This is a genomic window from Desulfosporosinus lacus DSM 15449, from assembly GCF_900129935.1.
In the GTDB taxonomy this organism is placed as follows: Bacteria; Bacillota; Desulfitobacteriia; order Desulfitobacteriales; family Desulfitobacteriaceae; genus Desulfosporosinus; species Desulfosporosinus lacus.
Genome location: NZ_FQXJ01000009.1, coordinates 42240 through 55173, shown reverse-complemented (window position 1 = coordinate 55173; position 12934 = coordinate 42240). Strand labels below are relative to the sequence as shown.

The following is a 12934-nucleotide window of genomic DNA, read 5'->3' as shown; positions in this document are numbered from 1 at the left end:
AGCATAAGTGAGAATTGGGTTTCCTCGTGCTCTTTACTATTTTGACCATTTCCCTTTTTGGGCCGGTTTTTTCCATCGTTTAGGTATTGAGGTGGTAACATCACCGGCCACTCATCGACAAATTATGGAACAGGGCTTAAAGAAAGCCAGTGACGAAACGTGTTTACCTCTTAAACTTCTAGCAGGTCATATTCAGGCCTTAAAGGATGTAGATTGGATTTTTTTGCCTCGCATTGTGAGTGTCGAAGCAGATACATATACTTGTCCGAAATTCCTGGGTATTCCAGAAAGTCTGCTTCCGGCAGTTCCTCCGGGAATGCCTGTGTTAACTGTTACCCTGAATTGGCGAAAGGGTAAACGTCAGGTGTTAAAGGACCTGGAGGGGTTGGGAGTGCAACTGGGCAAGAGCAGCTCAGATGTTCGTAAGGCCCTTAACGAAGGCTTAGAGTGGCAGAAAAGATATCAAGACTCTATGGGAGCAGGGTGGGATTTTGAAGAGAGTATTCGTGAGATTGGACGAGCGGCAAAGGACTTAACGGAAAGTGCTAAGGTCCCCACCCTAGTGACATGGAAAGAGCGGATGTTTGCAAAAATGTCATCGACGGCATTGAAACGTACAGCTGAGTTTCCAATAGTTGATCAGAATAGGGATCGTTTGAGAATTGCTTTAGTTGGGCATTCTTACCTAACACATGAATCTTATGCTAACTTAAACCTTCTCAGAAAGCTTCGCGAGAAAGCGAAGGTGGAATTGGTTCAAAACGTCAATCAAGAAGAAGTCAAGACTAACTTGTTCGGATTGCGGAAAAAGTTATTTTGGAGTCACTCTAAGCAAATATTTGGCGCCGGTAATAAATTTGTTGCGGATCAAAGCGTTGATGGAATCATCTATCTTACTTGCTTTGGTTGCGGGACGGACTCGATGGTACAAGAACTAGTGTCCCGAAAAGCCAGAGAACAACATAAGCCCTATATGGTGGTTACTTTAGATGAACACAGTGGAGAGGCGGGTCTCGTTACTCGGCTTGAAGCCTTTTTGGATATGGTCGAAAGGAGGAGGGTCCATGAAGGTTACGTTTCCACATATGGGGAATGCTTGGATCGTAATTCAAACGCTCTTTGAATCTCTCAATGTTGATGTGGTGGTCCCGCCGTTTAACAGTAAACGAACTTTGAATTTAGGGACGAAATTATCACCGGAATCGGCCTGTTTACCATTAAAATTAAATCTTGGAAATTATCTGGAAGCTGCGAATGCAGGGGCAGATACGATTGTGATCACAGGTGGAATCGGCCCTTGCCGGTTTGGCTATTATGGTGAAGTGGAACGACAAATCCTTCGGGACGCAGGGTATAACTACGATGTAGTTACTCTGGAGCCTCCTGATGGAAGTATGGCGGGGTTGGCCAAACGTATTCGCTTTTTAGCTGGAAGGAAAAATTCCTGGGTGAAGATTCTAAAGGCTATGCGATTCGCCTATTTGAAAAGTGTGGCTTTAGATCGAGTTGAAGATTTGATCCATGCAGCTCGACCAAGGCTCCCACACCCTTTGCATACAGAAAAACTATATGAAAGTGCCAAGCAAAGGCTTGCGCAGACTATGACGGAAAAAGGGGTTCAGGATACGGTTCGTTGGGTTCAAGAGACTATTCGGGAACGTCAAGAAGGGCTAAACAGCATGGCTGAAGGGATTAATAAACCCCTTCGTATAGGAATTGTTGGTGAGATTTATACAATTCTTGATCCCTTTAGTTCAGTGGGTATAGAGGAAGAACTGGGACGTCTAGGGGTGGAAGTTGATCGTTCTATTTATCTTTCAGGGTGGGTCGGAAGTCATATCTTTCGAGGAATCGCTCCGGGCTATCGATCGATCAGATCCTATCCCAGACATGCCAAACCCTTTTTGCCCCACTTTGTAGGGGGGCATGGTCTGGAAACAGTTGGGGCTGCCGTGAAATTTGCACGGGAAGGATATGATGGAATCATTCAAGTTTTCCCTTTATCCTGCATGCCTGAAATTGTGGCGGCCAGTGTCTTACCTAAGGTTCAAGAAACTTATAAGATACCGATTATGACTCTTATTGTGGATGAGCATACTGGTCATGCAGGGATACAAACTCGCTTGGAAGCGTATGTCGACCTGCTTGAAAGACCGCGCCTTCTGCGAGAGAGCATACAAACAAGAGAAGGAGTGTTAGGTGTTGGTGGATGATAAATACTTTCTTGGTGTTGATGTTGGGTCGGTAAGTACAAATATGGTCTTACTGAGACCAGACAATACTGTGAAAGAAGCACTTTATCTAAGAACACAAGGACGTCCTATGCAAATTATTCAAGAGGGGATTAAACTTCTAAGATCTAAAATAGGGAAGTCAGCTGAAATTATGGGAGTCGGAGCTACGGGCAGTGCCCGTCAGCTTGCGGCGACTTTATTAGGAGCGGATGTCGTAAAGAACGAAATCACAGCCCATGCCGTAGCTGCTTCAAGAGTAAATCCTCAAGTACAAACTATCCTTGAAATAGGCGGACAGGATTCGAAGATAATTATTCTCAGAGATGGGGTCGTTTCTGATTTTGCCATGAATACGGTTTGCGCGGCAGGGACAGGTTCATTTCTTGACCAGCAAGCCTCTAGATTAGGAATCAAGATTGAAGAATTTGGTCCTTTGGCCCTTGAAGCAAAAAATCCGGTGCGAATTGCCGGACGATGCTCAGTTTTTGCAGAATCTGATATGATTCACAAACAGCAGTTAGGGCACTCATTGCCGGATATTTTGGCAGGACTTTGTCAGGCCATGGTGCGGAACTATTTAAACAATGTGGGCAAAAACAAAGACATCAAGGGCCCCATCTTTTTTCAAGGGGGTGTGGCTGCCAACCCAGGAATATGTAAAGCCTTTGAAGAAGAGTTAGGGCAACCGATTATTGTACCTGAGAATTATGATGTCATGGGTGCTTTAGGAGCGGCTTATCTGGCCCAAGAAAAAGTTGGATCACGCCCGGGTACTCGGACCCGATTTCGTGGCTTAGACCTAGGTGAAACTCGTTTTCTGGCTAAAAGCTTTGATTGCACAGGGTGTGCGAACCGATGTGAGGTAGTAGAGATCACACAGGATGGCAGGAGTTTGGCCAGATGGGGAGATCGGTGCGGAAAGTGGTCGGTTGCCGGAGTTGCTGATACTGCTATTAGTGGATTAGAACAAAAGGAAGAACAACGGGGAGCTTAAACAAGGTACTTGTGGTTGGCTATTCTGATTGACCAGCTATGTCAGGATTGCAGTAAGTATAAGAAAACTCACAGTCTGAAGACCGCTTGAAGAGCGGGTATCAGACTGTGAGTTGAATTTTTTTGGTATTTAAATTAAATTCGTTCTAGTCACCATTCATACTTAACACCTCTTTAACTTAATACCTCTTAACAAAATTATACTATTCTTAGTATAGACAAGCAATCATTTTGTTATACTTTTTGATTCATAATATGCCTCTGGCTTTTTTTAGTGACATACAGTTAGTGACACACAGATCAAACAAATTCCCAGTTCATTCTATAAAAATATAATAAACTTGGATTATCAATTTCCCATTCATACATATCAATATTGCCAATATAACGAGGATTTATTATTTGAGGCAGTGATAAACTAATTTGCGCAGAAGAATCAGCATAAATACATTTTTTCACACTAGTTACCATCCCCTTAGGAACACAAAGTCTCAAAATGATCTTTTCAGTAGGGTTTTTTACAACATGACCCAGAAAAGGCTGCATTTTTCGCAAGGAATCGCCTAATTCGTACATTAGTACACAATCGGTCTCATGATTTTTTTGTAGAGGTACTTCAAATATAACGTTAATGGTCTTCCTGGGCTCGTCTTTACACAGCTCAACTTTATGATTGCTTGTTTTTGACTTAATAATTGGCAGTTCGCTTATAGTAGTTCCTGTCCATTCATGAGTGCGTTTCATGCCTTTGATTTCTTTTAATGCGAGGATATTAAAACATGAGGTATAGGTGATTTCTTCTCGCGTGATAAAGTGGATTTCAGTATCAATTTTTTTGTACATATAGTCCATTGAAAGTGAAGGAAATTTAGGCTTAAATTTATTTGTTTTATCCTTATAAAATACAACAGAAGCAGTTAATGCAACTCCAATGGAAATTCCTGCAACAAAGTACTGCCATGGCAAAACAACCTTGTTCTGTAATAACGAAATGAGATTCGCAGCTATTAATGACCATAAACTTCCAAGGAGAATCCAAATGACTGTTGCTGAGAGACTTGAGACAAATCCAATTTTGTATTCTAACCCTATCCCTAAACTATCTCTTTTTCTCATAAAAATATTCCTTATCTGTATAATGTTGTAAATTATTACTTTTATAATATCATTGTAAGACAGGCCCTTCAATACCTCTGCAATAATTTTTTAAAAGGCATAACCCTGCTTGTAATTTCCATAGATGTGGTTTGATTCATGGGACGACCAATATTGAAGTTGGAGCATTATGATGACATAATAATGACATTGAGTGAGAGGTGAGTATAGTATGCTGCAAATGAGATCGAGAAAGATTTGAGAAATACAAATGAAATTTCAGAGGGTATTTCGTAATCATAAGCATTGATACTTTCAAGCTGTCAGGATTTGTTTTAACATCATAGAATATTAAGAGGACCTAGTTAAAGTTGATTTAGGTGAAAATAAAATTTAACGACAGAACTGTCACGTGATGTGAAGGATCAAGACAACGTGCGGGGAGCCAGCTGTGCATAAGAGAGGAGAGGGTCGAGACATTATTTGAGTAAGAAAGAGGTGGAAAAAGCGTGAGACTGCACGGAACACAAACCTTTAATCAGCAGGGCCATTTGGAAATAGGCGGATGTGATACTGTAGAGCTGGCCAGCCAATTTGGAACCCCATTATACATCATGGATGAAGCCCATATTCGTGACATTTGCAGACAATATCATAGTTCATTTGTTAAAGGTATGGAAAATACAGAGGTGATTTATGCATCCAAAGCATTTTTAACCTTGGCTATGTGTCGAATTATTGAAGAGGAAAGCTTGGGCTTAGATGTCGTTTCAGGGGGAGAACTCTACACGGCACTTCAAGCGAATTTTTCACCTGAACATATTTATTTTCATGGCAATAATAAATCAAGCGAAGAATTGTTAATGGCAATTAACGCCGGAGTTGGTCGAATTGTCATAGATAACTTTTATGAGATGAGCGTATTAAATGATCTGGCAAAAGAGCTGAATCAACAAGTAAATGTTCTTCTCCGAATAACCCCAGGAATTGAAGCACATACACATGAATATATTCAGACCGGTCAGATCGATTCTAAGTTTGGTTTTACCTTATCTAACGGAACTGCCGACCAGGCACTCGATTTAGCGTTTTGTTACTCCAATCTTGAGGTTACAGGGCTGCATGCTCATATCGGATCGCAGATCTTTGAATTAGATTCCTTCCGGCATGAAGTTCAGATTATGATCAAGTATATGGCAGATACCCATGTGCGGACGAGTTGCCTGCTCAAGGAATTGAATCTTGGCGGAGGATTCGGAATATACTACGCTTCTGGAGATGAACCTGCCAAAATCTCGGATTATGCCAAAGCGATTAAGGATGCTCTGGACGAAGCTTGTCAATGTCAAAATTTTCCCCGCCCTAAAATTGTCATTGAGCCGGGTCGTTCGATTGTGGGGACGGCAGGAACGACCCTTTATACGATTGGTTCGATTAAAGAAATTCCTGGAATTCGTAAATATGTCGCGGTAGATGGAGGGATGGCAGATAACCCTCGGCCTTCCCTTTATCAAGCACGTTACGAGTCAATCCTAGCCAATCGTTCCAATGAAGAAGCAACTGAGTCTGTGTCTATTACAGGAAAATGCTGTGAGTCTGGCGATATGCTGATTTGGGATATTGATTTGCCTAAAGTGAACTCAGGTGACCTATTGGCGGTTACATCTACGGGTGCTTATAATTATTCCATGTCTTCCAATTACAATCGGCTTACACGGCCTGGGGTGGTTTTAGTGAAGGATGGTCAGGCAGATGTAATTGTAAAACGTGAAACCCACTCGGATTTGTTGAGGAATGATGTTTTGCCAGAACGGTTGAAGCATGTAAAAATGGCCTGTCGATAATCTTTACAGCTTAAAGGACGTATGCGCGTTGATAATGCGTAATACGTCCTTTTTTATGAGTCAGAATGTAGAACTTATAGCACCAAGTCAAGTTTTCATATATCAGCGAGGGCTATATGCTAAGGGCGAAATTCCGTATCCGAACTTTGAACTGTTGCCCTGGATTTTTGTGGACGAACAATTACAAGGTCGAGAGCCACCAATACAAGAGTAGCGATAAGAATGATGGTTAGACCTTTAGAAGAGGCTGTTGGTGCATAAGAAAAGGCAGGCATAGAATATGAAGAGAAAGGAATCAACGAAGGGACAGGGGATCGCTGTAAATTAGGATAATTAGAATAGGAATTTGGTAAATAGGGCATAGGGGATTGACCGATATACGAGGATTGACGTGTATAGAGGGCAGGAGTGGGAGGATATGCATTGAGCACTGATGAAGCGGGGCGTTGAGCGGGATAATAGGTGGGGGTAGGACGAATGGTATTTTGATGGAAGAGGCAAGGATTTCTCATTACAGGTGTATAGAGACGATGAGAATATCCATGATTCAATGCTGTCTCCCCCTTTCGTTAAAACATCAGGTTAATTCTAAGGCGATTGGGATTAAAGGTTTTATGTCCAGAAGAGGTTTTGTATTGGTATTATATGTATATTTTTTCATGATGCTACATTTTTAGAAGGATGTAATCAATAAGTTGCAGGCAAAAATTGGGCCTAATTGTGAGGCGCTTTTTTTGTCTTTTTATGTTTTATCGAGAATATTTCAGAGGGGATTGTTTGATGCTAAGGAAAAGAGTTTTAGAATGGAGTGGACTCTGATGCAGGAAAAAAAGAATCATATCAAAACGCTTTTCCGGGTCATTAGGGCCTATAAAAAACCTATGCTTCTCGGGTTATTTCTAGGTATTAGTCTCGTTATAGGTGATCTCTTAGTGAATCAGTTTATTACTGGAAATGAAAATATCCCCATTACTCTTGCGAAGATGGAGACAGAATCCAGCCAAGAAAACGGTATCTCACAAAGCGAGGATCAAATCGTTACGGAAACCATGGAGACTGAGAATAAGCAAGGGACCGAAAATATCGGCAATGCAAATGATACAAATGACTTTGACTTCAATAATTCTGATCAAGCTCAGACAGTAAATGGTTCAAATGATTTTAATGATGAAGAGACTGTCTCCACTATTAATAAGAAGCACTTCACAGTGCTTTTAGTTGGCGTGGACCAAAGACCGGGTGAAAAATCCTTTAGTAACACGGATACTCTATTAGTAGCCAATATCAATACTGTAAACGGCCAAGTCTCTCTCATTTCTATCCCAAGGGACACACAAGTTAATATTCCCGGCTATGGAAAGGAAAAAATCAATGCTGCAGCGCGCCTGGGAAAGGGACTTAAAACTACTAAGGCCTTAGTTGAAGAACTAACAGGCCAGCCTATAGACGGCTATGTGCTGACGAATTTTAAAGGGTTTAAAACAATGATCGATACATTAGGGGGAGTAACCCTAACAATTGAAAAAGATATGTATTACGTTACCGGGGACGCGGAAGATGGAATTATCAACCTAAAAAAAGGAACGCAACGCTTAAATGGGACACAGGCTTTGCAATATGCCAGGTTTCGTCAAGATGCTTTGGCAGATATATCAAGGACATCCCGGCAACAAGCAGTTCTTAAAGCTATGCAAAAGGAGCTGTTGCAAGTTAAGACCTTACCAAAATTGCCTGGGCTTATTTCTCAGCTGAATAAATCGATGGAAACAGATCTTTCGGTAAGTGAATTATGGTCACTGGCAAATATTATGAATCGCTTTAAAAACCCTGAGATTATATCCCAGACTTTACCGGGTAATTTTCTTATCGAAAATGATATTAGTTATTGGAGAGTTGATCCCCTGAAGTCACATTCCGTGGTTAAACGGCTTATAGAAGAGGGGAAAACCACATCTGTATTTTTTCAGTAGACTTGAGGAGTAGACTTAGTTTGTTAGCTCAATAAGTGTAACCCTTGTCATTTAACTTAAACGGTTATATACTATATAAGATTAATTTAGTAGGCTAAATTTTTGGAGGGTGAACATTGGATAAGTTGCTTGAGAAGTTGAAAGAATACTTGCACATGGAAACGGAAATCCCTTTTGATGAGTTTTCCGAATATTATCGTACCCTAATTGAGGAACTAAATCTGAAATTCAATGACCTTAATAATGATGATCGTGTAAAGGCTCTTTATATTTGTTCAATTGTACAATCTAATGCGGATGCCAGGGCAAAAGAGAGTAAAGTTAACGCTAAGGCATTCAAAAAGATGAGTGCAAAATGTGCATTTTGGGCTGATGCGATCAAATTCAATTTAGGTAAAAGTGGAATGTCTCCTGAGGAGATTGAAAAAGCAACGGAAGAGATTAATGAGAACATCTAATCTGACAAAGATTTAGAATGATAAAAGAAGCATCATAGGCTGATGCTTCTTTTTTTTATTTTTGGGTGAAACATTTCCTTCCCTTCAAACGTAATAAGAGTGTAGAGAAATTTAGTGATAAATAGGAGGAAATAAAAAATGCCTGAAAGAGTTTATCGATCGGTAAGAGATAAGATGATTGGAGGGGTTTGTGGGGGACTTGCAGACTATTTTAGAGTCGATGTCACCTTAGTGCGGCTCATTGCTTTAATTGCTTTGTTTGCGGGGGGAGTTGGTTTTCTGGCGTATTTAGTAGCCTGGGTGATTATTCCAGTTAATCCGACAGAGCATGGTGGATACCCAGGGAATTATAAACATGATGTTGGGGATGGCGTTAAGGAATTGGTCGATGATTTAGACGAGGGGACTAAGGAATTTGGGAAACCAGAAAATCACCAGAATCACGAAAATCGCACTAAAATTGCAGGTGGTGTTTTGGTTGTTTTAGGACTGGTATTTTTACTTGAACGCTGGTTTCCATACTGGTTCGATATGAGTAAAATGTGGCCAGTATTTCTTATCTTTATTGGGCTCGCTATTATTGTGCGGGGGGGAAGAAAATGAAAAGAGTCTTTGATAGCGTAAGTCGAGGACTGCTTCTAATTACAATGGGAATTATCTTCTTCCTGCTCAATTATGGGTTCTTATCTTGGAATTTATGGGCGCACGTCCTTGATTTATGGCCTTTAATTCTTATTTTGGCCGGAATTGGGTTGTTGCTTAACCGGAGGATTCCCCTCAGTGCGATTTTGTTAATCTTTCTCTTGAGTATGGTCGGGTATTCACTAGTTGTGGGGGATAAGCCCGTACCTTGGAGAATGTCAAATAATTTTCATGGTAATTTAAGAGGAACTGAAGCAATTGAGGTACCTGCCAGGATAGGAGGATCCGGAACAATAGACGTTCCATTACCTTCAGAGGTCAAAAAAGCACAGTTAAATCTTGAATTAGGGGGAGCGCAATTTAAGGTAAAGGCACTAGAGAACAACCAAAGCCAAGGGCAACTTATGACGGGGAATTACAGGTGGGAACGCAGAGGTTCAGACCCGACAGTAAACGGATCGCCCATAGTCATTGAGCAATCAGGAGATACCATAATTGCTAAGCTTTCCTCATCAACGCCAAGAACAGGGCCAGGCAACTTTAAAGATATCTCGCTAAATCTTTCACCGAAAGTACACTATGATTTTGATATAGAAGCCGGAGCAATCAACGGAGACATTGATTTAAGCCAACTCTTCGTGGATAAATTTAAAATTAGTACTGGAGCCAGCGAATTGAAACTTCAATTTGGTGACTTGGGAAGTGCGACCGACGGGGAAATTGAGAGTGGAGCCTCTAAACTTACTTTGGTTGTCCCCGAAGAAACCGGCTTAAAGATTCGTTTAAACGGAGTGGCCACTAGTACGAATTTCATGGGCACGGGATTACTGTTAGAGAACAAAGACTGGGTTAGTCCGAACTATGCAGAAGCTAAGAGCAAAATTGACTTAGAAATTTCCACCGCGGCTGGAACCCTGCGATTGGAGCGGCCATCAAACAGTATACTTTAGTGGCTTATCAGAATTGAATAGTCGCTATTGTCTGAAGGCTTGGCGTTAGCCAAGTTTTCTTATTAAAATCAATATCTGCAAGCTTGCTTAACTTAGTTCTGACTGTAACCAACAAGTTGCTGTGAATAGACTAAAGATGGTATAATTTAAAGATAGTCATAAGGATAGGAGATTGAGGATGTAGAATGGATATCATTTTGGCTCATCGCCAAATCGATTTTGATGCCTTAGCATCTATGGTGGCTGCCCAGAAAATTTATCCAAACAGTGTTTTGGTCATGGACGGGAAACCGAACGTCTTTGTTCAAGACTTTTTGGCGTTATCAAGAGATCAATTGAGGTTTCGTAAAGCTCAGGATATTAATCTGGAAGAGGTTTCTCGGGTTATCTTAGTAGATACCCATGAACTTCATCGAGTAGGATTTTTAGGGGAAAAAGTGGCTAGACTACCTGGAATTGAGGTGGAGATCTATGATCACCATCCCTATGCGGGTGAGCTCAAACAGGGTATGGTTATCGAGCCTGTCGGGGCGTGTGCTACTCTTTTAGTTGAAAAACTAGCTGGACTTGGATTGCCCTTAAGCAGTTTTGAAGCAACGTTAATTGCCATAGGAATCTATGATGATACCGGGAGCTTATTGTTTGATAATACCACAGTTCGTGATGTTCACGCTGTGGCTTATTTATTAGAGCAAGGGGCAAACTTGGGAGTAATTGCTAAAAATTTGCGTCGACCGCTTGCTGAGGAGCAGAAAGAACTCTTACAACAATTGTTAGATCAAGGACAAACAGAGTTTTTTGATGGATTAGCCGTATATATCTCGTATGCTGAGATTAAGGACTATGTAGGCGGTCTTGCCTTATTAGCTCACCGAGTGGGTGAACTTGAAGGTGCCGAAACTTGGTTTTTGTTGGTTAAGATGGAGAACCGGGTGTACATAGTAGGCCGTTCCAGGGGCAGAGGTTTACCTGTCAATGGATTAGTTCAGTTATTTGGCGGTGCAGGACATGAAAGAGCTGCTTCTGCAACCATCAAGGATGCTGAACTCCCCGACATATTGAAGCAATTGCGTTCGGCTATTCAGAGTCGCGCTAAACGTCCTCATCTTGTTAGAGATATCATGAGCTTCCCGGTTAAAACTGTCTCTCCAGAGACACGGCTGGGTGAAGTGGAACAAATTTTATTGCGTTATGGGCACACAGGAGTACCTGTCACAGAAGATAAGAATTTAGTAGGGATTATTTCCCGACGTGATGTCGATAAAGCAATTAAACATGGCCTGCAACATGCACCGGTAAAAGGTTTTATGACCACAAAGGTGGCTACAGTAGAGGCTGATGTGCCTTGGGATGAAGTGCAGCGCCTGATGGTCCAACACGATATCGGACGTCTGCCTGTTGTGGAAGATGGAAATCTCGTTGGCATCGTTTCCAGGTCAGACGTTTTACGTCTGGTTCACGGCGGATCAGTTCCTATCGAAACGCAGCTCGCACGAGAACGCAGTATTGCCATGCGTCAGGATATCTTGGATTTGATAGAACGCCTGCCTAAGGAAGTTCAAAATCTCCTTGAAGCGGTGAGCGAAACTGCCGAGGAAGAAGAGTGTTCAGTTTATATCGTGGGAGGATTTGTCAGAGATTTATTGCTCTCCGTACCTACCCAAGATTTAGATTTTGTAGTTGAAGGCAGCGGCGGTCAATTTGCCCAGGCACTGATGCGGCGTATCCCGGATGGAAAGCTGACGCAGCATATTAAGTTTGGAACTGCTCAGATTATTTTTCCTGACGGAAGTCATCTTGACATAGCCAGTACGAGATGGGAACATTATTCTTTTCCGGGAGCACTTCCTCAAGTGGAAGAATCTTGTTTGCGGGATGATCTGTTTCGACGGGATTTTACGATTAATTCGATGGCGATTTGTCTGAATACTGAGCGCTTCGGAGAACTTGTTGATTATTATGGCGGTAAGCAAGATTTGCAACAAAGGAAAATTCGCTTCCTGCATAATATCAGTTTTATAGATGACCCTACTCGAATGCTTCGAGCAATACGTTTTGCTGAACGCTATCATTTTGATTTTGCTAAAGAAACTCTAGATGCGTTACATACTGCGATAGAGACAGGTGTCCTTTCTAAACTCAGTGTGGAACGTTTTACGGAAGAGGTACTACTCATCTTTAGAGAGGTTAACTATCTGGCGATGGGTCAGATCTTAGTGGAGAGCGGCTTGTTTAAAGCGTGGTTTGGCAAGGAGCTTGCTTGGAATTTCAACTTAGATGATGCGGAGAACAGCAAGGATTGGTCAATTAACATGCGTTGGCTAGTCTCTGTATCCCAAATGGAATCTGCCGAAATTGGCACCTTGCTTGAACGAGTAATTTTAAATAGATCCCTTCGGGATGAAACAATTGCCTATGTACAATTGCGTGAATCATTAATGGAGCGGTTAACTATAAGCGAAATGGACCGTTTGTTAAACAAGGCCCCCAAGGAAGTTGTGATTGTTTTAGCGCGGGATGAACGATTTAAAGTGCGAATACTGGAATGTCTTGAGGCTGGTCAAAGAATTAACATGTCCCTTGATGGAAAGGCTCTCTTACAGATGGGTTTGAAGCAAGGTCCAGAAATCGGGGAAATTCTAGATCGAGTACGAATGGCTTGGCTCGAGGGCAGAATTAGCACCTCAGAAGAAGAGCAGGGAATGGCTCGTCAGTGGGTTAATACCCAGCGTTAGAAGGAGGTATGAA

Annotated in this window: 11 protein-coding genes; 9 read left to right on the top strand and 2 right to left on the bottom strand. The window is 41.7% G+C overall.

Annotated elements, in window-relative coordinates; genetic code table 11:
- Window positions 1-7 precede the first annotated feature (7 nt).
- From BUB11_RS13455 to BUB11_RS13445, 3 genes are read left to right on the top strand one after another with little or no spacing between them, the layout of a single operon-like run.
- Window positions 8-1123 carry an acyl-CoA dehydratase activase-related protein gene (locus BUB11_RS13455; RefSeq protein WP_073030282.1) on the top strand — a complete coding sequence of 372 codons (1116 nt, stop codon included), beginning with the start codon at window positions 8-10 and terminating at the stop codon, window positions 1121-1123.
- Window positions 1065-2213: a CoA protein activase gene (locus BUB11_RS13450; RefSeq protein WP_073030281.1), complete on the top strand. Its 1149-nt coding sequence runs from the start codon at window positions 1065-1067 to the stop codon at window positions 2211-2213. Before BUB11_RS13455 ends, BUB11_RS13450 begins: the two co-directional genes overlap by 59 nt.
- Window positions 2200-3228 (top strand): acyl-CoA dehydratase activase, encoded by a 1029-nt coding sequence (locus BUB11_RS13445; RefSeq protein ID WP_073030280.1) that lies wholly within the window; start codon window positions 2200-2202, stop codon window positions 3226-3228. The genes BUB11_RS13450 and BUB11_RS13445 overlap by 14 nt, the downstream gene beginning before the upstream one ends.
- A gap of 299 nt (window positions 3229-3527) precedes the next feature.
- On the opposite strand, the gene BUB11_RS13440 is transcribed toward BUB11_RS13445, so the two are convergent.
- A complete protein-coding gene (locus BUB11_RS13440) occupies window positions 3528-4343 on the bottom strand; it encodes a hypothetical protein (protein ID WP_073030279.1) in 816 nt (271 codons plus the stop codon).
- Window positions 4344-4831: 488 nt separating this feature from the next.
- Here BUB11_RS13440 and lysA point away from each other — a divergent pair, with 488 nt between their 5' ends.
- Complete coding sequence (lysA, locus tag BUB11_RS13435) at window positions 4832-6166, top strand: diaminopimelate decarboxylase (protein WP_073030278.1); 1335 nt, start codon at window positions 4832-4834, stop codon at window positions 6164-6166.
- A gap of 119 nt (window positions 6167-6285) precedes the next feature.
- Here the strand turns inward: lysA and BUB11_RS13430 are convergent, their stop codons facing one another.
- A complete protein-coding gene (locus BUB11_RS13430; protein ID WP_073030277.1) occupies window positions 6286-6717 on the bottom strand; it encodes a hypothetical protein in 432 nt (143 codons plus the stop codon).
- A 267-nt stretch (window positions 6718-6984) separates the two neighbouring features.
- On the opposite strand from BUB11_RS13430, the gene BUB11_RS13425 reads away from it, so the two are divergent.
- From BUB11_RS13425 to BUB11_RS13405, 5 genes are all read left to right on the top strand, one after another.
- Complete coding sequence (locus BUB11_RS13425) at window positions 6985-8136, top strand: LCP family protein (RefSeq protein WP_073030441.1); 1152 nt, start codon at window positions 6985-6987, stop codon at window positions 8134-8136.
- A 116-nt stretch (window positions 8137-8252) separates the two neighbouring features.
- Entirely contained in the window at window positions 8253-8594 is a 342-nt protein-coding gene (locus BUB11_RS13420; protein ID WP_073030276.1) for a hypothetical protein, read from the top strand.
- A 138-nt stretch (window positions 8595-8732) separates the two neighbouring features.
- Window positions 8733-9197, top strand: a complete 465-nt coding sequence (locus BUB11_RS13415; protein ID WP_073030275.1) for a PspC domain-containing protein — start codon at window positions 8733-8735, stop codon at window positions 9195-9197.
- Window positions 9194-10186 (top strand): LiaF transmembrane domain-containing protein, encoded by a 993-nt coding sequence (locus tag BUB11_RS13410; protein WP_073030274.1) that lies wholly within the window; start codon window positions 9194-9196, stop codon window positions 10184-10186. Before BUB11_RS13415 ends, BUB11_RS13410 begins: the two co-directional genes overlap by 4 nt.
- Before the next feature lie 185 nt (window positions 10187-10371).
- On the top strand, window positions 10372-12921 hold the full coding sequence (locus tag BUB11_RS13405; RefSeq protein ID WP_073030273.1) for a CBS domain-containing protein: 2550 nt from the start codon (window positions 10372-10374) through the stop codon (window positions 12919-12921).
- Window positions 12922-12934 lie beyond the last annotated feature (13 nt).